The 22,385-nt window shown below is 57.8% G+C and carries 19 protein-coding genes and 2 pseudogenes; 5 read left to right on the top strand and 16 right to left on the bottom strand.

The annotated features are described in order from the left end of the window. Positions 1-6: 6 nt before the first annotated feature. From SU48_RS01665 to SU48_RS01645, 5 genes are all read right to left on the bottom strand, one after another. A complete protein-coding gene (locus SU48_RS01665) occupies positions 7-552 on the bottom strand; it encodes a GAD-like domain-containing protein (RefSeq protein WP_064013727.1) in 546 nt (181 codons plus the stop codon). Positions 553-716: 164 nt separating this feature from the next. Continuing rightward, complete coding sequence (locus SU48_RS14255) at positions 717-1,169, bottom strand: hypothetical protein (protein WP_197474668.1); 453 nt, start codon at positions 1,167-1,169, stop codon at positions 717-719. A gap of 53 nt (positions 1,170-1,222) precedes the next feature. Then, positions 1,223-1,681 (bottom strand): hypothetical protein, encoded by a 459-nt coding sequence (locus SU48_RS01655; protein ID WP_064013725.1) that lies wholly within the window; start codon positions 1,679-1,681, stop codon positions 1,223-1,225. Between the two features lie 2 nt (positions 1,682-1,683). After that, the gene (locus SU48_RS01650; RefSeq protein WP_064013724.1) at positions 1,684-4,989 is read right to left on the bottom strand and encodes an eCIS core domain-containing protein; all 3,306 of its coding nucleotides are present in this window, start codon (positions 4,987-4,989) and stop codon (positions 1,684-1,686) included. A 130-nt stretch (positions 4,990-5,119) separates the two neighbouring features. After that, positions 5,120-5,344, bottom strand: coding sequence for a hypothetical protein (locus SU48_RS01645; RefSeq protein ID WP_064013723.1), 225 nt, complete (start codon positions 5,342-5,344; stop codon positions 5,120-5,122). A gap of 246 nt (positions 5,345-5,590) precedes the next feature. Between SU48_RS01645 and SU48_RS01640 the strand changes: the two genes are divergently transcribed. Then, positions 5,591-6,130, top strand: coding sequence for a hypothetical protein (locus SU48_RS01640; protein ID WP_197474667.1), 540 nt, complete (start codon positions 5,591-5,593; stop codon positions 6,128-6,130). Positions 6,131-6,572: 442 nt separating this feature from the next. Here the strand turns inward: SU48_RS01640 and SU48_RS01635 are convergent, their stop codons facing one another. From SU48_RS01635 to SU48_RS14035, 6 genes are all read right to left on the bottom strand, one after another. Next, positions 6,573-7,343: a hypothetical protein gene (locus SU48_RS01635; RefSeq protein WP_064013721.1), complete on the bottom strand. Its 771-nt coding sequence runs from the start codon at positions 7,341-7,343 to the stop codon at positions 6,573-6,575. 30 nt (positions 7,344-7,373) lie between these two features. Beyond that, on the bottom strand, positions 7,374-7,787 hold the full coding sequence (locus tag SU48_RS01630) for a hypothetical protein (protein ID WP_064013720.1): 414 nt from the start codon (positions 7,785-7,787) through the stop codon (positions 7,374-7,376). A 9-nt stretch (positions 7,788-7,796) separates the two neighbouring features. Further along, positions 7,797-9,359 (bottom strand): restriction endonuclease subunit S, encoded by a 1,563-nt coding sequence (locus SU48_RS13835; RefSeq protein WP_157451043.1) that lies wholly within the window; start codon positions 9,357-9,359, stop codon positions 7,797-7,799. 164 nt (positions 9,360-9,523) lie between these two features. Then, on the bottom strand, positions 9,524-10,999 hold the full coding sequence (locus tag SU48_RS01620) for a class I SAM-dependent DNA methyltransferase (RefSeq protein WP_064013718.1): 1,476 nt from the start codon (positions 10,997-10,999) through the stop codon (positions 9,524-9,526). Between the two features lie 41 nt (positions 11,000-11,040). Continuing rightward, positions 11,041-11,796 carry a hypothetical protein gene (locus SU48_RS01615; protein ID WP_157451042.1) on the bottom strand — a complete coding sequence of 252 codons (756 nt, stop codon included), beginning with the start codon at positions 11,794-11,796 and terminating at the stop codon, positions 11,041-11,043. A gap of 51 nt (positions 11,797-11,847) precedes the next feature. After that, the gene (locus SU48_RS14035) at positions 11,848-11,988 is read right to left on the bottom strand and encodes a hypothetical protein (protein WP_157451041.1); all 141 of its coding nucleotides are present in this window, start codon (positions 11,986-11,988) and stop codon (positions 11,848-11,850) included. 102 nt (positions 11,989-12,090) lie between these two features. Here SU48_RS14035 and SU48_RS14030 point away from each other — a divergent pair, with 102 nt between their 5' ends. Next, positions 12,091-13,434 (top strand): hypothetical protein, encoded by a 1,344-nt coding sequence (locus SU48_RS14030; protein WP_157451040.1) that lies wholly within the window; start codon positions 12,091-12,093, stop codon positions 13,432-13,434. Positions 13,435-13,485: 51 nt separating this feature from the next. On the opposite strand, the gene hsdR is transcribed toward SU48_RS14030, so the two are convergent. Beyond that, positions 13,486-16,656, bottom strand: coding sequence for a type I restriction-modification system endonuclease (gene hsdR, locus SU48_RS01600; RefSeq protein ID WP_197474666.1), 3,171 nt, complete (start codon positions 16,654-16,656; stop codon positions 13,486-13,488). Positions 16,657-17,010: 354 nt separating this feature from the next. Here hsdR and SU48_RS01595 point away from each other — a divergent pair, with 354 nt between their 5' ends. Then, positions 17,011-17,697, top strand: a complete 687-nt coding sequence (locus SU48_RS01595) for a hypothetical protein (RefSeq protein ID WP_064013714.1) — start codon at positions 17,011-17,013, stop codon at positions 17,695-17,697. Between the two features lie 51 nt (positions 17,698-17,748). Here SU48_RS01595 and SU48_RS01590 read toward each other — a convergent pair whose 3' ends face one another. The 4 genes and pseudogenes from SU48_RS01590 to SU48_RS13825 all read right to left on the bottom strand — a co-directional run bounded on the left by SU48_RS01590 (position 17,749) and on the right by SU48_RS13825 (position 19,760). Then, the gene (locus tag SU48_RS01590) at positions 17,749-18,135 is read right to left on the bottom strand and encodes a transposase family protein (RefSeq protein ID WP_331710206.1); all 387 of its coding nucleotides are present in this window, start codon (positions 18,133-18,135) and stop codon (positions 17,749-17,751) included. A gap of 8 nt (positions 18,136-18,143) precedes the next feature. Then, entirely contained in the window at positions 18,144-18,587 is a 444-nt protein-coding gene (locus tag SU48_RS01585; RefSeq protein ID WP_231881655.1) for a transposase family protein, read from the bottom strand. A gap of 115 nt (positions 18,588-18,702) precedes the next feature. Beyond that, positions 18,703-19,493 (bottom strand): annotated as a pseudogene (locus SU48_RS13830) (IS982 family transposase). A 57-nt stretch (positions 19,494-19,550) separates the two neighbouring features. Continuing rightward, positions 19,551-19,760 carry a helix-turn-helix domain-containing protein gene (locus SU48_RS13825; RefSeq protein ID WP_197474665.1) on the bottom strand — a complete coding sequence of 70 codons (210 nt, stop codon included), beginning with the start codon at positions 19,758-19,760 and terminating at the stop codon, positions 19,551-19,553. 513 nt (positions 19,761-20,273) lie between these two features. On the opposite strand from SU48_RS13825, the gene SU48_RS01570 reads away from it, so the two are divergent. Beyond that, positions 20,274-20,912: a hypothetical protein gene (locus SU48_RS01570; protein WP_064013710.1), complete on the top strand. Its 639-nt coding sequence runs from the start codon at positions 20,274-20,276 to the stop codon at positions 20,910-20,912. Positions 20,913-21,027: 115 nt separating this feature from the next. Beyond that, positions 21,028-22,359: pseudogene (locus SU48_RS14450) on the top strand (IS701 family transposase). Positions 22,360-22,385: the final 26 nt, after the last annotated feature.

Below are 22,385 nucleotides of genomic sequence, written 5' to 3'. Positions count from 1 at the left end.
GGTGTGCTATGCCTGACTGAGCAGGGTCAGATAAGCTTGGAAGTCGCCTGTGTACACCTCTGAAGTGACTTCGTCTCCGCCAAAAGGCAGAGCAGGCGTCAGGCAAAAACAACTGGAGCGGTCAATTCTCTGACCCGCGGCCCACAACTCTTGGTGGCGTTCATAGAACGGATCGTCATTGATGTAGTCCGGCTCGCTCACCGACATCACGGCGGAGTGCAACGACACGGCCATCGGCTGAAGTTCCTTATAGGACGGCGAAAAGCTGTAGCCCTCACCTTCAGGATCCAAGAAGTGGAGATCACCGAACGAGGTTCGGGCGAAGGGAATTAAACGCTGATCTAAGTCAAACAAAGTTGTAATCCAAGCATGTTCTGTAGGATCGAGGAGCCACACAAACCCGTCGGCCCGCGCACCAAAGCCGAACCGTTGCCAAAACAACTGCAGGAATGCAGGGTACCCGTCGAGCTGGCCGGCCTCTGGAGCTACGGGGTCTGTGACGTCGCCAAAGTGGTCGTGAAAATACGCCAGTACTTCCTCGTCGTGGGTCATAAATACAATCTCACATTCATCTTGATTTGAGAGGGGTCAAGTTGAGGCTAGGCGGCACAACATTCATTGACAGCTGTGTCAATGCTGCCCATGCGGCTTGGTCAACTTCCGCTGATGGAACCATTTCTGCCTTCCAACAGCCACGGTATCCTGCACTCTCGCCCCTACGGGTACAACCGCTTCAGGCTGGCTTCTTCTAAGGGGAAGTAGTTGTCACAGATGTTGACGATGATGGGGAGGCCACTCCCTGCCAAGGTTTCGAGCGTGGCCCGGATACCTTGGTCGGGGAACAGTTCTAGGGAATACAGGAGGGTGTTGAGGGTGTCGGCTCGCAAACGATCAAATGGGAGAGCCACCATCTGATTGTCCTCATGGCTGTGGAGCGTCACGTTCAAAAGATCCAGTTCACCTTCACCGCCGCAGCTATAGCGCACGAGGGCGGAACATCTAGGCTGCTTCTGACTGAACTCTGCCTGGTAGGGCACCGCCCACCCTTGCTCGAACAGAGCAGTAAATGTTCCTGTGGGCTGCCAGTGACGGCTCAACATCTCCCGCTGAAACAGCATCAAATCCGCGTGCTGATCCGGCGATAACTCCGCCCGTTGTCTATTCGCCACTCTGCCAACTCACGCACGGGCGTTCTTCTGCTGGCCACACGTAACCCTGTGGGTCAGGCCACTTCACTGTTAAATTTGTGGAACACGTCAAGTGCGTTGGTTGCGTTCAATTCAATCTTCTCCGACCCTGTAAAAAAGAAGACCTCGCCTGGATAGGCTGCGGCGAGCTGTTGGGAGAGTTGCGCTGCACCAGCGACCGTCATCTGATCGGCGGCGACCAACAAGGTCTGAATCACCTCCACAGCTGTTTCGAAGCTATCCACATAAATGACGTATTCGGCGCGCCCCTCGTGGAACTGAGCGGCTGCAAAACTCACGTAGGCGTCTTCAACACTGTAATTGAGTTCCATGATGCAGGTTGGAACGCGTTTTCTTCCGGTCACCTCCGCATTGAGCCAGAGGTCGTGTTCAAATGCCTCAACGTTGTTGAGCTGCCATCCTGCATCGACCAGCAGCTCCACTACACTCGCCCGCTGCTCCAGCTGTTCTCGACTCATACTTGACTGATCCATGTTTACCTCAGGTTGAGTCCAGAGAGGGCCTCAAGTTCCTTAATAATATTGCGCAGCTTGGACTGAATCGACTTAACAACCGCTGGGTCAAGCGGCCCCATTTCCGCCTCCAATTGAGCAATGGCCTGTTCTGGCGACCACGTTTCAACGCGGATGCCGTGTTCCAGCATGCGGCGAATCCCATCCTTGGAGAGAGCTTTGCCGCCTTTGACCTTCGGTGAATAGAGACCAAGCATTTGAACACGCAATCTGATGCTGCTGCTCTCAGCAAAGGCAATAAGTGTAGAAGCGCAGTTGTGCAGTTTCTTCTGAAGATCAGCGTCACAGCCTGGATCACCGCAGGGACTGCTGGACAACTGAACGATGACGTCGGAGGTCTGACCCTTAAACCGCTTGAGAACCCGCTCTGCGTTCTGAACAAAGTTTTCTTCGGCATGTTTGGGCAGCTCACCCTTTTTGCCGGGTGTATTGGTCGTCTGAATTTCGATGCCATTGATAGACGCCCGCAGGGCCACCCCACGCCGAAGGGTCATCAGTTCTAGATCGTCCGCGTTAAACATGATCTTGGTATCAGTCAGCCCCACGTTTTCGTAAGGAGAAGCACTGGCCTGAATCTGATATCGACCTCGGCGCAGGGCCTGAGTGCGCAGAGATTTGAGGCCTTGGGGCTTAAACCGCTCCATCGCCTGTTTGAGAACCGTCTTGATGTCATTGGCTGTTCCCTGTTGAGGCAATCGTCCAGAGAGGTAGGTGCGTACATTTGCTTTAACAGCACGACTGGCGGGGGTATCTCGGGTGTGATCGGCAGGAGGAGTACCCGTCTGAGTTTTCCCTGTCACTTGAGCAACAGCAGTTTTCAATCGTCCTATCACTTTATCGAGTACCCCATCCAACTTGCCCCGCACTTTGTTGATGACGGCCTTGATCTTGGCCCCCAAGTTGCCAAGGCCCAGCACTTTGCCCAAGAAGCCCAGCGCCACTGGAATGCTGCGGGCCAACGTGCTTTCCACCCCGCTAATGGCTGCCCCAATGTTTCCTGCGGCGATGGCACTCACGCTGGCGATGGCACTGGTCACCACACCCATGATCTGCTGGCCCTGTTGTACGAGGAACTGCACACTGCGGAAGGCTCCGATGAGGGCATTCACGAAGCCGCCGCCGGGGATCAGCATTGTGGCGACTTTGGTGATGCCCGCCGTGACCACGCTTTTGGTCACTTCGGTTTTCAGATTGCTCGTGACTTCGCTGCTGATAGCCCCCTGATTGGCTTTCATTTCGGAAGCTTTGTGCATGCCACCCTTGAGGGTTCTCAGCGTGTCCAGCGTGCCTTCCGCTTGGCGGACTTGTTTTTCGCCGTTTGCTCCGAGGCTTTTGACCAAGCGGCCCCGCATGGCTTGGTAGGTCAAGCCCATCACACTGAGTGATGTCAGGAATACGCCTTGCAGATCCAACTTAGCGGGGAACGCAATGCCACTGGCCCCGGTGAGCCATTGCCCCAATCCGTTCTGCAGGTGTTTGGGGGCATTCTGGGCAAAGCGGCTGAAGCCTCCTTTCAGAGCGCCGAGCAAATGACTGGCAAACTTGGCTGGATTCTTCAGGACTTGCAGGATGAGACCACCGCTGCTTCGCAACTTGGCAATGACCTGTTGCCCCACTGGGCCTAAGCCTGCCGTCAGAGCGGTCAAGCCGATCTCGGCAATTTTATGAGCACTGCCGACGATCAGGGCTTTGAGGCCACTGATCCGGCGGGTGATGGCGCTCTTGGCGGCTCCCAGATCCGCTTTGCCCATGGCCTTGCCGACTTCACCCAGTGCGCCACCCAAGTCGAGTTTGCCGAGCTCCGCTTTGAACCAAGCCCACGCTTTGGGAATGGCCCCGGTTTCCTTCAGGGCTTTGAGGACGTCTTTGAGTGGCCCTGGTACCCAGCCTGCTAAGGCATCCAGAATGGCGTTGGGATTGGCCGCCATCGTTTTGCCGGTGACCAGATCCCTGCCGAAAGCCATCGTCAGTTCCCGATAGCCGGGAATCCTGGTGAGGGCGGAGGCTAAGCCTGATTTGGCTTGATCAGCCACCCAGGTCAGGGGATTGCCCAGACGCTGAAGGGACGTAGGCTGGAGATCGGTCAAGGGTTTGAGCGAGAGGGCGTGCGCGGCTCCTGTTTGCACGCGCTTCAAAGCCGCTGAGTGGGTGTAGACCCCCGGCGCATGGGGATTGGGGGCCTGTTTTACGGGGAGGGTGGCCAATTTCTGCCCCATCTGCCGGGCTTCGCTTTCCAAGCCTGCGTCAGGATCAACACCTGCTCCGACGTTGCCCTTGCTCTGCTGCACTGTGTGGGTAACTTCATGTCCTAGAAGTTCCAGGCCACTTTGGGAATTGGGATTGAAGTGGCCGCTGCGAAAATAGATATCTGTGCCGGTGGTGAAGGCTAAGGCGTTGACTTTCTTTGTGAGTTTGTCCGCTTCGGCATCGTCATGGATGCGGACGCGCGAAAGATCATGGTTCAGCCCCTGTTCGAGGTGACGCTGAATCGCAGCAGGCAATGGGTTTCCGGCTCCACGTCGGGCTTGAATCCGTTGCAGAACGGGTTGGAGGCCTTCGGCTTCCAGTTCTGTTTTCTTCCGCTGTAGGGTCTGCTGAGTCAGGGCCGCCTGATCCTGAGCGTCTTGGAGAGCTTGACGTTGCAGAGCTTCATCCACTGCTCGTTGCAGAGCAGGCCGTTCGCCTGCAGGAATCAACGCCATGACTGCACGGGCCACCTGTCCACTGGCAGGATGACGTTGCAACGCTACTAAATGCTCAGCGTAGTGGGCTTGGCGCACCGCTGGAGGCTGACGGTCTTGACGGTAGCCCTGCTGCAAGACCTGCGCCACCTGCCGTTGCAGGGCCGTAAACTGCCCCGCTTGATGGACGTCCATCAAGCGGCCTTCGGCTTGCTCGGCTTGGAAACGCATCACGGTCACCCACTCGGCAGGCGATTGTGGTTTCAAGGGCGGAGAGGCAGGAGTCTGCTGGCGTTGCAAGGCGGCAGACAAGGCCCCGATGGGCAGGGGAGGCAGGGTGTCCAACTGCCGCTGGATCGCGCGCTGCTCCGTGGCGAGTCGCTGCACTTCAGCCTGTTCGGACTGGCTGGCTTGGAAGACCGGCTGTGCTGCACGGCGTTGAGCGGTCATCGGCCGGAAGGTATGGGCCGTCAACGCCCGCTGAACGATCTCCGTGGGCTTCGGCAGCGACTCAACCAGAGCCGGGACAGACCACTGAGGCAAGACTGCTGGCGACGTTGCCTCCTTGCGCTTGACCGACTCGTACATAGGGTCAGTTTAAGCCGAGATGGAACTGCATGTGCAGGCATAAGCCGCTCCCCCTCCTCATCATTACACCACCGTTGTCGTCTGATGCTGTGCTGGAAGGCCCGCTCGCACTCCCTAAGTCGCCGCAGCGTTAGGGGGTGTGGTCTGAATCCTGCTGTTCCTGAACGGTCAATTCGAGCTGAAGGGCCTGAAAAATGGCGATCCACAGGGGCGACACCGAGCCGCCGTTCTTGCCGCCGTTTAGGGCCCGCGTAATCTCCTGCGGCGTGCGCTCTACTGCCCGTGCCAAATCCGCCCGGCTCATGCCGCGCTCCTGAAGGTAGGCATTTACGGCTGCCCTCACCTCGTCGGTCATGGTCTCAAGTTACCACATGCTGACCATAGACAGATTCTGCTTGCATGCTATGGAGAGATCCTGCTAACTTTTGGGCAGCAGCAGGCGCGGCTCTCCCGTCAAGAATCGCCGCGCCTCTGACTTCCCAACTTCAGTGAGGAAGCGTATGAACGATAGCATTCCCCAGTTCTGCCCCCCGCCGGTGAGTCCCTGTTCGTTCCCTAGGCACACCTGATGGCCTCTTCCCAAGCCTTCTCCGGCGCGCCTGTGTCCCGTGCTCGCCAGCGTTTTTTGGGTCTGACCAACTACCATCCCCGCACCGATGCCCAGGCACAGCTTCCCTCGGCGCTGCATCTCACGCCTGAAGTCCAGCGCCAACTGCTGGCCTACTTCTATTCGCCGGGGGCGATCCGCAGTGGGCCGCTGTTTGGTCGCCGTCAGAACGGCATCCGGGTGATCACCGCCGCGGGCCGGGGCGTACCGCCGGGCCTGATCCCGGAAGGCTCGTCCGAACTGTTTGCGCTGGATGCTGGGTATGTGCTGGGGTGGAGCGACGCCCTGACCGAAGGGCAAAGCGAGATCGATTGGATCGGCCACTGGCTGATCGCGGCGAACAACGCGGTGGGCACCTATGAGGAGCATTTGGACTGGCTGCATCAGGCCCAGAGCGCGGTGGTGCTGGATGACGAGACGTTTCTGCTAACGCTGGGCAATGAGGAAGAACAGCTGGTCTTTGCGGGCTGGGCAGTGCATGCTCGGCGTCCGACGACGTTGCCTGTCACTCGTCTGCGGGGCACTGGAAGCTGAGTGGAATCGTTAGGGGGAACGCTTCTCTGCCCCTCCGGCATCTCCTCACGTTGAACGTCACTTCCCGTCCCTGACTTGATCCTCTCGGCGTTCGCCTGTCACACTTTCAGCACGCCTAGGCAGGAGCCGAGCGCCCTGTGAGCCGAAGCGGAGCACGCCCCCCAGTCTTGGGGGGATTTTTGTGCCGGGTGTAATTCAGTTCGGATCATCCGAGAGCCGTCTTGCAGAGCCGCGTGCCAACCAGGGAAGGTCTCAGGAAGGGCTATGGCGCTGAGCGCCGACGGCAGGCGCTATTTGGATGATCACAAGCACAGGCCAGAACAGTGCTCTTCATGCTCTCTATCAGCGAAGATTCTGAACCTGATCGGCTTGAAGAAAATTCGCCCTATACCTTCTAGAGCTGGCATTTGTGGCCTCTCTAGGACAGCTGAACTACATCATGCTACCTACCTGCCTTCCCTCTCAGCAGCGTGCTTTCGTAGCGCCACAAGGCGTTGTCCAGCCGCGCTGGGCTGGTCTGCATCTCTTTTGCCACATGGGTCACGGTGTCTTGGATCAGGGCGAGGTCACCGGGATGGCCTGCACGGGGTTGCCAGCCTCCGACACGTCCCAGCAGGCGCAGCAGCAGCGTATCGGGCTTCACGTAGTCTTCTACACCTAGCGACATCAGCAGGTACGGCCCCAACGCCGCACCCATCCCCCGGATTTTGTGTGACCTATCCTTGATCATTTCGCCTAGCACCATTTCTTCGAGTGCGCTGTGAGTGGCCGGAGTCTCTGTCGCTGGGTCTGCGGGCTTCCCCTGCGGTAAGGCGGCCAGCAACGCCGCTTTGGTGTTGTAGCCGCGAGAGATGAAGCGTTGGCAGACGTTGTAGGCCACCTGCACTTTGGTCTGGCCCGAAAGTTGCTGGCTGTTGCCCATCACGTCGCGGGCATATGTTGCAAAGCGGTGCGGCTCTGGGAAGCGGTCTACATCCTGCACAAACGCGGTGAAGGTCAGGCCCGGTTGATCCTCTAGCCCACTGTTCACGGCAAAGCGTTTTAGTGCGGGCAACACGGTGGTTTCGTAGACAGCCTGCGAGCTGAAGACACAATCCAGCACCGCATATACGCCACTGTGCCAATGAAAAAACTGGGGATCAGGCTTGATGTCGTGCTCTGCGATGAAGGCCCGCAGGCTGCCTTGCAGGGCTACAGGATCAGGACGGGTCATGGGCCACTGTACCGGCTCTGGTTCCCGTCCCTACGCTCCCTCTGGGTTGGCTTTAGCGGCAATGAGCGCGGCGATGCGTTCCCACGGCACGACGGCGCGGAAGGCTCCACACTGGGCCGCATCCTTCTTGCCTGCACCACGAATGGCCTCGACACCCCGTTCCAGCGTTTCCGGGTCTTCGCCCAACGCTTCGGCCAACCAGAGCAGGCCCGGCGCACACTGAAAACGGGTGTAGAAATGCCGGGCATCCTTACCGGGATTTTTGCGGTTGTATGCGCCTTCCCCGCCGTACTCTCCCAGCCAACCTATCAGGTGCCTTTTTTGCGACGAATACACGCCGCTTCCCTTTAAATGAATGCCCTCGCCCCGGCCTTCAAAAGCGTCGGTGATGGGTTGAGGGGCAGGCAGCCGGGCCACGATCATTTGCAGTTCGCGTGCGTTCATTGTTCCTCCCTAGTCTTCAAACAAGCTGACTTGCCGCGTGCCCTCCGCCCGCGCTTGCCCCAGTTCTTGCAGCTTCCGCACCGCTTCATCGTAGCTGGCCGCTGTTGGGGTGGGTGCTGCCGTTGCCTGCGCTCCGGGTGGCCGTCCACGCCGTTTGCCTTCCGCGCCTAACTCGCCCCCACCCGCCGCGACTTTGGCTTTGGCAGGCGTTTTGCTTTTGCCCTTGGGGGTGGTCGCCGCCCGCTGTGCCCGGATGCGTTCCAGCAGTACCAACGCGGGTTCATCGTTGGGGTCTTGAGCCACCAGTTCGCCCCGAAACGCTTTGGCCAGCAGCGCAGGAGTCAGGCGGTTGAAGGAAGAAAGCGCCGAAGCGTAACGGGCCTCTAAGCGGTCTGCGAAGGCAAAGAGCGATTCCACGCGGCGGACGATTTCGAGCTGTTCGGGGAGGGGGGGAAGGAGAATTGGAGAACTTCTAAGAACCCCTAAAGAAACAAACTTTTGGGTTCCCCCCCGTGCCTCAGCTATGAGAAAATTTTGATACTGAGGCGACTTCAGGTATATCTCTAAATAACGAGAGTTGTGAATTCCTTTTTTGAAAAGTCCAACATTCTTTATGCTAAATACATTATCCGTATCTATAATGCATACGTTTCCTATCGTCCCAATCATAGAAATTAGTATGTCTTCCTTATCAGCTGCTGAACGTTTTGAAATTTCCAAGTGATCGTTTTCAGATATGTACTTCACGTCACCAAAATCTAATCCCCAACTACGAATATTTTTTGATGTAATTAAAGGTATGCCTAATTCGACGTACTTCGGCGTGTCATGGGTACCATCACGTACAGAGGAAAACGCTTGTTGGGCTGATGTCTCTTCCCACTCCGCATCCCCACCCCCTCGCCACTCCCTCGTCAACTCCCCACTGACTGCCGCACTCAGCACCGCTTGCCTGAACCGCTTGATCAGCCTCGGCACCCGCTCCAGCCGCTCCCGGCCTGCGTCTACGCGAGAGAGCAGGGTCTCGAGCTTGTCCGCAATTCGGAGTTGTTCGGGGAGAGGGGGAAGGGGGAAAGGGGTTTCTGCCAACGCTTTTAAGTAGATGCCCTTCTGTGCTGTACCCCTGGCATTAGCCTCAAAAAATGTTTGCGTGATGGGGGAGTCAAGAACGTAAGCAAGATACTTAGCCACCACATTCTGCGGCTTAAGTACTGCGACGCTTCGTTGTAGCGTGAAACGCCCTAAGCCCTCTGGAACAACAGCGGTACGCCCGATTGCGCCGACGATGGTGAGCAGGACATCTCCGATATTGATATTGGTTCTTCGGTTCTCTAGCTCAAAGTCCTTCTCTGAAATTAATCTGTATTCCTCGAAATTGATTCGGCTGTTCTGAATGTTACGGGCACTCAACATGGGCAAACCCTCTGACTGACCTTTGGGCGGATTGTGCGAGCCGTCAACCAATCGAAAGCAGACCTCACCTAATGTCGTCTTCGCCCACCCTTCCGGCAAGCCTTCCCCATGCACAGTCTCAATATCCAAATCCAGTTCCATCTGCAGTTCAATCGTCACGGTCAAGGCCTTCCTTTGCTGAGGTCAGTTCACTCACACGGGCACATCGGCGGAGATGTCATTGAGGCTCAGGCGGCGGCCCAAACAGGGCACGTCCACGCTGCCATTGCTGGCCAACTCTGCCAGCGGTAAACCTCTCATCAGTGTCGAGAGAAGTGCGGCGCTCAACTCAGCACCCCGGCTTCTTCCAGCACAGTGGGATCTTCGCCCAGTTCCAGCAAGATGGCCCGCAGTTCTTCCATCGCGCCCGCCAGCTCGGTTAGGGCTTCTTCAGCCAGTTGCGCGGGTTCGGGCAAGTCGCCCTGCTCGGCGCTGTCGTCCTTCAGCCACGAGATATCGAGGCTGTCACCGCGCTCCGTAATCTGCTGGCGGGTGTACTTGCGAAAGCGGCCACCCTCGTCCGTATCCACACGTGCGGCGAGGGCATCCGGGCCACCGTAGGGATCAGTGCCGAACGCGGCCTCGAAGTCGGCAAAGTAATCGCGGGTGAACGGCGTGCGCTTGCCGAACTGGGGCATGTTGGCCCGCATGTCGTACACCCAGACCTCTTTGGTGCTGCCCTTTTCGGTTTGCCCTTTCGTCAAAAACAGCACGTTGGTTTTCACGCCCTGCGCGTAAAAAATCCCAGTGGGCAGGCGCAGGATGGTATGCAGGTTGCACTTGTCCATCAGGTCGGCGCGAATCTGTTTGCCGATGCCGCTCTCGAACAGCACGTTGTCGGGCAAGATCACGGCGGCGCGGCCATGCGTTTTCAGGGCGCGGTAGATGTGTTGCAAGAAGGCAAACTGCTTGTTGCTGGTCTGAAAGGTCAGGTCGTTACGGATGGGCGTGCCGCCGCCTTTCTTGGTGCCGAAGGGCGGGTTGCTGAGGATCAGGCTGGCTTTGCCCATCTTCTTGTGGTCGTCGCTCAGGGCGTCCCCCAGCCGAATGCCGCTGCGTTCGGGGTCGTTGGCCAGCCCATGCAGCATCAGGTTCATCAGCGCGAGGCGGTGCGTGTCGGGCACCAGTTCCATGCCGTGAAAGGCATTTTCAAAGAACTGGCGCTGCTTGACTTCGGGCCAGCCGTACACGTCCTCATGCTCGGTGATGTAATGGTGCGCGGCGATCAGGAAGCCGCCCGTGCCCGCTGCCGGGTCTTGGATGGTGTCTTCGCTGGTGGGCTGCATCACGGCCACGATGGCATCGATCAGGGGCCGGGGCGTGAAGTACTGGCCCGCGCCGCTCTTTTTCTCACCTGCGTTTTTGGCAAGCAGCCCTTCGTACAGGTCGCCCAAACCCTCTTCTTTGGCGCTGTACCAGTCCAGTGAGTCGATGTCGGTCACCAACTTGGACAGCGTGGCAGGCTTGCGAATAAAGGAGCTGGCGTCGGTGTAGATCATCCGCACCAGTGGGGCCGAGTGCTTGCCCAAATCCAGTAGCGTCTGACGGTAATGGTCGAGGCGTTCGGGGGCACTCTTGGCCTTCAGGTCTTGCCAGCGGCGGCCTTCGGGCAATTGGTGTTCCTGCCCGGTTTCCTTGGCCATCTTCAAGAACAGCAGATACGTGAGTTCGGTAACGTACTGGTGGTAGGTCACGCCGTCGTCACGCAGGTCGTTGCACAGGTTCCAGAGCTTCTGGACAATATCGTGGGTGCGGGTCATGGATAGAGCTGATTGTGCCTCAAATCCAGCGCGGCGGGCCATTACTTCAGCGGCGCGGGTGTCCAACCCGTCGGCGCAGCCTTCACAGTGATGGGCCGAATGCTGCCGACTTTGGTTGCTACACGCTGCTGTTCACAGCTGCCACTGATGGTCTGTGCCGTGTACTTGGGCGTCGGAGCGGGCGTCACGCGAATGACCAGACTTTGCCACGTTCCGCCCGATTCCACAGCCCCGCAATTGTCCTCATAAACTTGCTGTTTTGTGTTGTAGTTGAACGTAGCCATATAGCGGCGCTGAGGTTTCAACTCAGCGACCTCCACGTAGCCTGAGGTGTATCCCTGCCCAGTGAAGCCGCCCTCAAAGGCCAGTTCGGTAAACCCATTTTGGTTAATGTCCTTTACTGCGTAAAGGTTGTGCGAAAGGGCCGTGAACACGTAGTGGGCGACTATTTCATTTTTTTGCAGAATCACCAGACCTTGCTTCCAGCCCGGACGGAAATAGCAGTAGGTGTAGAGGTAGGCGGTCTGCTGCACGCCCTTAGCGGTAAAGGCACCGGGCGCGACTCCATTGATGGCAAAATCCTTGCCGTCGCAATACTCCGAAGGCCGAAAATCTTCTTCGTCCCACGAACCCAGCTGCGCCGCTTGCTCGGCCAAATACTCAATACGCCCCCGCTCGGATTCGGTGATACGAGGCTCAGGCGCAGGCAGGCGATTGTCGAACAGCACGCGGGATTGGCCGGAGGCGAGGCCGGCACCTGCCAGCAGCAGCGTCATTGCACAGGCGTTTAGAGTCATGGCCTGATGCTATGCAATCCCTGACCTCGTGCCGTGCAGATTTGCCCAGCCTTACGCCCGCACCCAGACCCCTTCCTGCAATTGGGTCAGGATCAAGGGCAGCTCACCGCTAAACACAGTCTTGCTCAGGCGCTCAAAGCCGCCCATCTGCTGCTTGAGGGGATCATTCAGGCTGTCCACAGCGCGCGTCATTGACGAGAGCAACCTGCGGAGGTGGAGCGGTCACGGTACGGTCACTGCCCGTTCCTAGAGTGGCATCAGGACAGGACGACACACTTGTTCTAGGAGGGAACTATGAAGCTTTTCAGCACATTGGCAATGTTGACTCTGGTTCTGGTCACCAACTCAGCCCAAGCCCAAATGATCCCAGCGGCGCTCGGTGCGAGTCCGGTAAGTGACGCTGTCGAGCAGATCAGGGAGGGGTTTGAGTCCACCATCAATACCGGAGCTGCTCGTCTCAACGGCACTATTATTTTCGGTCAAGGCGCAGCAACTGCCTTGATCAACCAACTTGATCTCGTCGCTGACGCCCGCCAAGGCAAATTGGTGCGAGATCTGACACTGGCGGAGCGCAATCTCTTCGCCGACGCTTATAGTCTGATGAAAACGGGTCAAGCGTGGACAAGCAATACCGTTACACAACTCAATACACTGGTCAGGAATGCCAGCAATATTGTCACTCTGCTGCCAGGTGGCAAGCAAATCCCTCTGCTTCAAGAAACGACTCCGGCGTTCGTTGCCCGCACAGGAGAAGGAACAGAATCGTTTGATTTGACATTCAAAGGGGTCAATATTGGGTTATCAACGCCATTCATGACTCTCGCGGATCAAGAGTGTCGGCCCAAAGTGGTTACGAATAACGAAGTTACTTTTGATTGCCCTCTTCAAGGCAAGGTAGCGCAACCAACTGTCTTGGCAGGCGAAGTCTCTTTTTTTCGCACCAAAACGCTTTGGGACAAAGTCCAAGGGTTTTTTTTCAAGTCTCCACCAAAACTGCAAAATTACATTACCAATATTACCGTCCTGCCGGCGGCTTTGGGAACAGTGGAAGCTGTGATGGTCGTTCCTAAAACCCGTGTCGAGAGGCAAACGCTCAGTGACTCTCGATCAGATGAGAATTCACATTGTGCAGGCGAACGCCGAACAGATTTTCTGTTTGTGGTTCCTAATGGCTGGCAGCTTGATCCAGAGTCAGCACCACAAGTGACGCCGGATGTACGGCAAAGCTCGACCTACACAGGCCTAACCAGTCGCACTGATACTCAGTTCACGCTCAGTGGGAATGTTAAAAACAGCGGGCAATGCGTCAAGGTTTCTGTGCCGTTTGCCGGTTCAAAAACGATAATTTTTGACGCCAGAGGGAAGGTCAGCGTCTCGGTGCAGTACAACGTTATTAAAAACGTAGTTGAGCAGGCTGAAGTGGCGCTGCCCAGCCAGCCTTTGCAGTGGGGCAAGGACGTCACGATCAAGTTTCCCGCCGACAGCCAACAAATGCGGGTTACAGTTACGCAGCTGAATGTGGTAACCAAAACAACGGATCGAAGCGAAACGATTGGATGGGTAGAGGTATTGATGGACAATGCCAGCCGCACAGCTATCTTGCGCCCGCTGACCCCAGAAAAAGCACTCCGTCAATAATTGACTTCGGAACCCTGTACACACTACATCTAGGGCGCGGCGACCTCAGGTTCATGTGAGGTGACGCGCCCAGACCCCTTCCTGCAACTGGGTCAGGATCAAAGGCAACTCGCCGCCGAATATTGTTTTGCTGAGGCGCTCAAACCCGCCCATCTGCTGCTTGACTGGATGACTGGGATCATCCAGCTGCGCGGAATCTAACAGGCCATCAGCCTTCAGTTGTGCGGCCAAGCGGGTGAGCCACTGCTTTTGCGGCGGTGTCCACGGGCGCGATCCGAGCAGGCGGGACAGGGCCGCGTCCACACGAGCGCCAAAAGGTTGTGGGGCTTCGCCTTCAGCGGCGGCACGGATAAAGCCGATGATGCTGGCTGCCGCGTCCACCTGCCGCACACTGGCATAAGCGCGTTGCAGTGCCACTTCGCTGAACCCCTCATTGTCCAGTTGACGTCTCAACGCTAGCAAGCTGTCGCGGGTCAGTCCACTGGGCTTAGTCAGCACCGTCAGGAGCGCGGGAATCTGATCTCGGTGCTGTTGTACATAGGTCTGAAAAGCGCTTAGGTAGTCTTCGGCCCGCACGCCGCCGGGATAAGCCTGCACCACTGACACCACCGTATCGTCATGATCACTGATGAAGATAGGTTGACCGCTCCCGGTACGGCCTGTATCCAGCACGCCCATCACGGCGGCGTGTCCTGCGACGAAAGCGGGCAAAGCATCAGGCGATAGGGTTCGCAGGTGGGTCAGGTAGGCTTCCGGCGTGAACCCCGTCTCGCCTTCAAAGGTGTCACGGGCCGCCTGAGTCAAGCGGGTTTTGATGCGCTGAAGCTTGCCGACCAGTTCATCGCGCAGGAGGGCGCGGGCGGCAGTGGTAGGCGCAGCATGCATGTCCTGTGCCAGTCCCGCAAAGGTGCGCTTCGGTTGCTGGACGACTGCTTGCATGGTGGAAAACGGCGCAGCGGCTTCATACGCCTTGACCGCGTCATAAATGCGGAAGGTGGTCTTGCCGATGTCGTCCGCGCGGCGGGTGGCCCGGCCCAACATCTGCTCAAACAGGATTCGGCTGCCCACCCGCCGCAAAAACACGAGGTTGCTGATGCGGGGCACGTCAATGCCTGTGGTGAGCAGGTCTACCGTCACGGCCACGCTGGGCAAGGTTTCGTTGCGGTAGTGCCGAATCAGGTCGTTGGGGCGGTCACTGGCCCCCGTGATCTTGACCACCGCGCTGTCGTCCAGTTCGCCGTACACCGCTCGGAACGCCTCTTTCAGCAGCCGCACCACATCGTCGGCGTGGCGGTCATTGGCGCAGAAGATCAGGGTTTTTTCAGGGCCGTGCGGGTTCAGTTGCGCGGCCAGCTCCGCACAGACGGCCCGGTTGAAGCCTTCGGCAATCACGCGGCGGTTGAAGGCATCGAGGTCAAGGCCGATGTCGTCGGGCGCCTGGTAGAGGCTCACCGCGTCGTCACCGGGGGTGTAGGTCTGAATCTGTTCCCCCTGCTTCCAGTGAATGCCGCTTTGCCCCAGTTCCGTTTGAATCACGATGGGCGGTTCATGGTCAATCAGTACGCCGTCCAGCACCGCATCCCGGTAGGTGTAGGCGTAGATGGGTGTGCCGAAAATCTGGGTGGTGTGCAGCGCAGGAGTAGCGGTCAGCGCCACTTTTACGGCGTCAAAATGCTCCAGCACCTGCCGATATTTGGAGACGTAATCCGCTTCGTTGCGCCAGCCCAATTCCACGTCGCTGAGTTCTTTGTCCAGCGTGTAGCCCCGGTGCGCCTCGTCCACCACGATCAGGTCGTATTGACCGACAGGCGGGCCGTCGCCCGCACCGCCCAGCACGCGTCGCACCATGCCCTGCACGGTGGTGACATGGACATGGGTGGTTTCATCTGCCGGGCCGTCGTCAATGGCAGTCAGGTTAAAGGTATCGGCAAAGGTGCGAGTGCCTTCCAGCCGCGTGATCTTGAAATCGTCTCCGGCCTGCTTGCCCAGCGTCTCCCGGTCAACCAGAAACAAGACTCGCCGGAAGCGGCCCGCTTTGAGCAGGCGGTAGATCAGCGCCACGGCCGTTTTGGTTTTGCCCGTCCCTGTCGCCATCGCTAGAAGCAATTCACGCCGCCCCTCGCCAATGGCTCCTTCCACTGCCTTGATCGCCTCTTTCTGGTAGGGACGCAAGCCCACCTCATATTCCAGCGGCTCGGTTTTGAGACGTTCATCGGCAGCAGCGGTGTCTTGCTCGAGCATCGCCAGCAAGTCCTGGGGGCGGTGCCACGCGGGGAGAGGATGGCTGGGATTCACCGCCCGCCGCGCATCCCGGAACCAAATGCCGCTCTCGGTTTTGAGCTGTGCGAGATAGGGCCGCCCATTGGTGGCGTATAAGAACGGCACCCGGTAGGCGCTGTCTCCCATTCCCCACGGGCCATGCGGCAGGGTCAGGCCTGCCAAGTCCAAGCTGAAGCCCCGACTGTAGCGGGCCGCCTGCTCCAGACTGCCCATGACGGCCTTCTTGATCCGCTTGGCTTCTACGACACCCACGGGGGTCAGCCCCACAAAGAGGGCGTAGTCAGCAGGGCCACTGCTGGAAGGCCACTCGGCAATAGCGATGTTCCGGCCCTTGGTCGGGCGCGTGCCTTTCGAGTAACGGAAATGAACTGTATCAACGTCCCACCCAGCAGCCCGCAGTTGCGCGTCAATCAGTTGCCGGGTCTGGGCTTCGTCTAAATCAAGGTGTTTGGCGGCTCGGCTTGCGGCAGCCACAATCGGGGCAGCGTCACGGGGAGCCTGTGCCTGCTGTTCGGCGAGACGGCGTTCAGCAGCTTCGCGGGCCTGTTCTGCTTCTGCTAGGAGCGCCCGCAATTCGCCCGCCTCATCTTTCCGTTGCGGCTCCACAAACTCGTGCCGCACGTATTCCGCATCCTGAAAGGTTCGCAGCAACCACACGCCGACAATCCAGGCAAACTTCAGCAGGTTGGCGGCCTGTTCGCGCTCACCCGTGAATTCATGGTTGGCCTCGTTGCCGCTGCGCCGCAGTTCGGTCAGCAGTTGCCAGACTTCCTGCGGCAAGATGCCTTCGCGCCGCAGCCGTGACAAGCGGGCTTGCTGGGTTTCGTCTTCGGTAAGGAGCTGCCCGGAGCGGGCCGCCACCACCCGCGAGACCAGTTCGCCGTACTGCCTCAACTTGAGCAGGGCGGTGTTGGGGTCGTCGGGCGTGTAACGTTCGGCCAAGGCTCCCAGCTGGGCCAGGAGCGGCTCAAGGGCATGCAGGTCAGTGAAGTTGGACTCAGGCGGCAGTTGAGCAGAGTAAGTAGACAAAGCGGCTCCCCAGACCCTTTCAGCAGATGGCGCATCTTGTGGCGACCGCTTTCGGGGGCTTCAACGTACAGGATCCGGTAGGGGAAGAGAGGCGAAGTTGCCTGAAGGGTCAAGCAGTACAGCATCTCTCCCGCTCAGCGTTTGATGGACTCACCGCGAATAGGGGTTGACTAATCCCTCCAACGTTGCTAATAGGCTTTGGATAGGGTCTGACCTCCCATGAGCCTGGGCCACCACTTGCATACGTGTCTGACGGTAGAGTGCCCTATGTTGAGACCTGAGGTATGGACGCTGATGGCGCCATTTCTGTTCGCGCTTATCTTCGGGTTCTCGTCCAACGAAGGCCAAACTGGAGTTAGATCATCGGCTGTCGCGGTGCCACAACCGCAGGACACGGAGATCGCCGGCATCATGACAGGAGGCGAGTTCACCCAGACACAGCAGGGAAAACCCGTGGCCAGCATCAATAAGACGCCTGTCACCGCGACGTACACGATCAAACCTGGAATGACGATCACCGGGATAGACGGTGTGCAGGTTGTTTCCCCTGAACAATGGGAAACAGCAGACCAACAGTCCGCAGAACTTAAGATCAGCAGGATCGATCCTCAAACGTTGGACGTTCCTCTGCCTGACCGCTACAACAACCTAGTCACGCCTATCTATAGAGTTGAGGCGGTGGGCAACTACGTAGCGACAGATAGCGAGAGTTTTCGGATTCGAATTCCCATTCCAACTTTGAATCCTGACTATGTCATGCCCATACGAACCACGGTGGCGATCTTGGAGAGTGAATCAGAGGAAGTGGAGGAATCTTGGGTAAGTGAATTTTGGTCGGCGGCTGTAGGAGCGAGTGTGGGTGATTCTTATGTTGAATTTGAAGCATCCATGATTGAAAATAATCTCTTCAGTGTTGTTGAGTTAATCGAGCCTTACCAGCGGACGAAACGCTAGCGACCACCGCTCGATGTGCCGACTCAGCATTGACTAGACCTCTTGCGAAAGTCAGGCGGGACGTGCGCGGGTCAGGTTGCAGAGCGCAGCGATCAGCTGAACTCGAAGGGCAAACCGACGCCGCCGATGGCGATAGATGCCCTTCAGGACACGAAAGATTTTCATCCGGCGAATGACATGCTCAATGCCCTGCCGGGTATAGGCGAGCACGCGGTTTTCTTGGCGCTGATCCGCGGATAGGGGCGACGCACGCGTCGCCTTATGGGTGGTGATGGCCTGCCCGTGGCTCCGCCAGAGTCCCTGGTACCCGGCATCCCCGATCAGGGCGGTATCGTTGGGCAGTCGCACGCCCGACTGACGGAACAGTTTCAGGTCATGAACGGCCCCCGCGCTCGTGGCGGTGCCCAGAATGCGCTGAGTCACGGTGCAGATCAGCAGCTGAAATTTCAGGGTATGGCGTTTTTTCTTGCCGCTGTACCAGCGGCGCTGTTTTTTTTGGGCCGTTCACACGGCACTTCAGAAGCATCGACGGCGACGATGCTGTAGACGAGCTGCGCTTCCTGAAATACGCGTTTTCTGGGCATCTGGAACCGCGCACTGCCAATCAAGGCCGCTTCCACGCGTTCCACCGTGCGGTGCACGGTGGTTTCATGCACGCCCCAGTCGTCACCCAGGTGTGCGAAGGTACGGTACTCACGCCAGAATTCCAGCGTCATCAGGAGTTGTTCAGCCACGCTGAGCGCGGCTGGGCGGCCAGATTTCTTTTTCCGTTCTTCCCGTTGTGCAAGCACCGTTTCCATCTCGGCAAAGGTTTCCGGGTAAACCCCGGTGCGTCGACGAAACTGCTTGCGATTCATCTTCAGCGTGCGTGTCAGACGGTCTCGCTCCACGCTGCCAGTTTAGACCACCACTTTCGCAAGAGGTCTACTAGAGTCCATACAGCAAATAGGCGACTTATAGGGCCTTTTAGGTTGGTAGACTTGACCGAGAACAGGGCTGAAGAAGTCAACGATCAGCTCTACAGAGAGTGAACTTCACGTTGTACGCGAGGATGTTCAGCGCGACTTTTAAGCGCAGACTGAGGTACGTCTTGACCTGTCCCCAGCGCAGTCCCGCGCCCACGAGCACTGAGAAAGCGGATTCGATGCACTTCCTCGCAGCTCCATATTCTTCTTTCCAGCGCGGATCTACCTGTTTCGCATTCACCTTGGGGGGGTCAGACACGTCCCCGACTGATACCCCTTGTCGCCGATCTGTTTTGGTTCGCCATACGCGGGCCAATCTCGATTCATGTCGCAGAGCACACTGAAATCGTGCTCATTTGCAGGACGGATGTCGTACTTCACAATCTATCCATTCAGCGCGCTCCAAGCGTGAAGTTTGAAGCCGTACATGGGGCCAGCGGTACTAAAGCCATGCCGAGTACCACGAAACTTGCACCGTGGCGCTCGTTTGAACGTTGAAACGGGAAGGGGCTCCGAATCGACAGCGACGAAGTCCAGGCACTGAACTTTGGTGGCGAGGTGCTCAACCACCCCTGTCAATCTGGCGAGCCGAATCCGGGCTTGAGGTTCGGATGGGAACTGCGGAAAGTGGTTGAGCTTGAGGAGCTTCCACCAGCGGCTGAAGTACGGCACCTTGTGCAGTTTTTGAAGGAGAGCCACCGCCAGAAGTTCTGCGTCCGAAATTTTCTCATGTGGATGCAGCAATTTGGCTGGGACATGAGGCGCGAACCAAGCGGTGAGTTGCGTGACAGCGACTGGAAGCGGCAAGGAAGTGAGATCTGGACGGCCCATGACCAATCCTTCCTAGCGCATTTCTTGCTCTCTCTGTCAACCCCTATTTGCGGTGACTCACAAGGTGGGTTCGCCTTCGACGACATCCAAGAGTTCGCCTACCGTCATGTCGAGGGCCTCCGCGACCCGCAGCAACGTGGAGAGCTTGAGATCGCTTTTCCCGCGCTCGATGTTGCTCATATGGCTGCGATATACGTCGATGGCCTCTGCAAACTCATCTTGACTGAACAGTGGCGTTCGTAGATCACGAATTCGTTGTCCAAGCACCAGGCGGAACTTTAGTTCCTTGGCCGTAGGAACATGTTGTTTACGGACTTTTTCCCGGAGAGGTGGCATCACCCAAGCCTGAACAGGGAGCAACCTTAAAGCGACGCTCTTAAAAAGGTTGTGCTATAAAAAGTTGCTCTACAGACCAATTCACGCACGGAGGTTTGCGATGCTGTCACATAAGATTATTGAGGTTCCTCTTCCAGTTCGGTACGAGGCAACGTACCAAGCCGAGCGTGACGTGTTCCTGAGGATGGCAGACAGGGCCCTGCATCACACGGAAACTGGGACACCATTGCGCTGGCAGGTTGATGGATCAACCAGTGACCGATTGTTCCTGCGGATGTACAGTGACCCCTCAGCCCTGGAGATGGGGTGGTTGGATCAAGAACTGGCGTTGGACGTAGGGACAGTGACAGTGACGGTGGCCATAAATACCCGCTCAGAGGGCACGTTGCGGTTCTTCCGCCGATTTACGGCCCAACTGGACGTCCTGCTGCTCAGGCAAGACGCATGAAATTGAACCCGCTTGCCGTTGCGGCAGCGTTGACCGTCACCGGCTGTCAACAGGGCGTGGATTCGGACGCACTGGACGTCTCAGCGCGCTACTTTCTTGAGAACGGCGGCTTGACGGTCGTGAGTACGTCGGCTCGACCCTTGGGCCGTCCCTGCTTGGACAGCTTGGATATGAAGTTGACCCTTCCAGACCCGATGTTCGGCACGTCGCCAGACCTCGTTGATTTTGTGGAACGGCACCGACTGGCCAAAGTCACGCGAATGGTTCGGCCTTCTGGGCGTGAAGGCGTGTCGTTGACTCCAATCCCCCCTTACGAAAGCAACTGGATTGGCTCTGGCGACGTCAAAAATTTCTGCTTTGGCAAACCCACCTTGGTCAAAGCCGAAGTGGTGGCCGATGCCAAACCCATCACCGCAGGGGTTACCGAACCGTACATCATCGCCGGGACGGAGGCACGGTCAACTCGGTTGACGTTCAGGCTGGAGGACGTGCCGGGGGGAAACTTCACCCAGGATTTGGCAACGCGGCCAAGCTTGCTGAACCGGGACGCCTTGCGGCCAGAGAACTACGGCAAGGAAATAACGCTCACCGCGGCTCTCCCAACGAAAGTCGAGAATTATAAGAACGGGCCGTAACTCCAAGCAAGGACGGTCTTGCTCTGCGGTCATAACGGCAGAGTGGCACTCGCACTACTTAAACATGGATTTTGGCCGTGCAGACGGGGTTCATGCGTGTCTGTCAGGCTGATGCATGACTGCTCCTCAGGAACATTCGCTGTCCCTCCGGCGCTTCCTGCGTCCCTTTCAGCGCGTCTTGGGACACGCGCAGCGTCGCAAGTGGTGTCCACTGTATCTGCGCGGCTTGATGTCCCCACTCGAACGCAAGAGCCTACAACCGCTGGCGGAATACGTTGCTCCCGGTCAGTACGCACAACTCCACCATTTCGTGACCGTGAGTCCTTGGAAGAAGGAACAGCTGCAAGCCGCTTTAGCCCGTCAGGCTCAACGGTTGGTCGGGGGGCCGGATGCAGTGTTGATCGTGGATGACACCGCGTTCCCGAAGCAAGGCGACTGCAGTGTCGGGGTCGCCAGACAGTATTGCGGCGTGCTTGGGAAGGTCGCTAACTGCCAGGTGCTGGTGTCACTGACCCTGGCCAAGAACGATATCCCTGTCCCTCTGGCTCTGCGTCTGTTCCTCCCGAAGGAGTGGACCGCTGACCCAGAACGTTGTGCAGCAGCCGGTGTTCCTGCGGAACACCGCGACTTCCTGACGAAAAAGGACTTGGCTGTAGCGGAAATCGACCGGGTTCGGCGTCAAGGCGTAAAGTTCAAAGTGGTTGTCGCAGATGCTGGGTACGGAAATAGTGCCGAGTTCCGTGGAGCGCTGTCGGCTCGGGGATTGACCTGGGCGGTTGGTGTCCCCAGCACACAAAAGGTGTACTCCACCAACATCCAATTGCTGACAGACAGGCGGTCCAAGACGGGGCGGCTCTTGGTGCCTATTCCCGACGAGCAACGCAAAAGCGTTGCTCAGATCTTGCATGCTCTGCCACCCTACAAGTGGGTGTCACGCACCTAGCGCCTGGGGACAAAAGGTCCTCTTCGTGCCCGTTTTGCCGTGATGCGTGTCAGGGTCGCAGATGGAGGGGAACTTCACGATGGGTCGCACCTTCCCGGAGAAGAAGTCTGGGTCGTCGGAGAACGGCGCTCCAGTGGAGAACGCAAGTATTACCTCACGAACCACCCGGCCAAGACGACCAAAATCGAGATCATCCGGGACATTAAGGCGAGATGGTCTTGCGAACAATTGCATCAACAACTCAAAGAAGAATTGGGGCTCGATCACTTCGAAGGCCGCTCTTGGCGAGGTCTGCACCATCACGCCCTGCTCTGCATGATGGCCATGACGTATCTTCAGGCCTTGCGTTTGAACGGCGAGCCGACTGACCCCTTAACCTTGCCCGCTGTTCGACGACGAGTAGGCCAAGTGTTCTCCGGAACGTTCACTCCATGTTCTATTCGTTCTCCACCGCAAGCGTCCACGGATCAGCAACCTCTCAACGTTGTCCAAAAGCCAAAGTGAGAATCTAAGTCGTGCTGGTCGCCATA

This window comes from Deinococcus puniceus (assembly GCF_001644565.1).
GTDB classification, from domain to species: domain Bacteria; phylum Deinococcota; class Deinococci; order Deinococcales; family Deinococcaceae; genus Deinococcus; species Deinococcus puniceus.
This window is presented reverse-complemented; position numbering and strand designations above follow the sequence as displayed.

Coding starts and splice junctions, on each gene's coding strand:
- SU48_RS01665 (WP_064013727.1), bottom strand. CDS start 552: ATGACCCACGACGAGGAAGTACTGGCGTATTTTCACGACCACTTTGGC.
- SU48_RS01655 (WP_064013725.1), bottom strand. CDS start 1,681: ATGGATCAGTCAAGTATGAGTCGAGAACAGCTGGAGCAGCGGGCGAGT.
- SU48_RS01650 (WP_064013724.1), bottom strand. CDS start 4,989: ATGTACGAGTCGGTCAAGCGCAAGGAGGCAACGTCGCCAGCAGTCTTG.
- SU48_RS01645 (WP_064013723.1), bottom strand. CDS start 5,344: ATGACCGACGAGGTGAGGGCAGCCGTAAATGCCTACCTTCAGGAGCGC.
- SU48_RS01635 (WP_064013721.1), bottom strand. CDS start 7,343: ATGACCCGTCCTGATCCTGTAGCCCTGCAAGGCAGCCTGCGGGCCTTC.
- SU48_RS01630 (WP_064013720.1), bottom strand. CDS start 7,787: ATGAACGCACGCGAACTGCAAATGATCGTGGCCCGGCTGCCTGCCCCT.
- SU48_RS01620 (WP_064013718.1), bottom strand. CDS start 10,999: ATGACCCGCACCCACGATATTGTCCAGAAGCTCTGGAACCTGTGCAAC.
- SU48_RS01615 (WP_157451042.1), bottom strand. CDS start 11,796: ATGACTCTAAACGCCTGTGCAATGACGCTGCTGCTGGCAGGTGCCGGC.
- SU48_RS14035 (WP_157451041.1), bottom strand. CDS start 11,988: ATGACGCGCGCTGTGGACAGCCTGAATGATCCCCTCAAGCAGCAGATG.
- SU48_RS14030 (WP_157451040.1), top strand. CDS start 12,091: ATGAAGCTTTTCAGCACATTGGCAATGTTGACTCTGGTTCTGGTCACC.
- SU48_RS01595 (WP_064013714.1), top strand. CDS start 17,011: ATGTTGAGACCTGAGGTATGGACGCTGATGGCGCCATTTCTGTTCGCG.
- SU48_RS01570 (WP_064013710.1), top strand. CDS start 20,274: ATGAAATTGAACCCGCTTGCCGTTGCGGCAGCGTTGACCGTCACCGGC.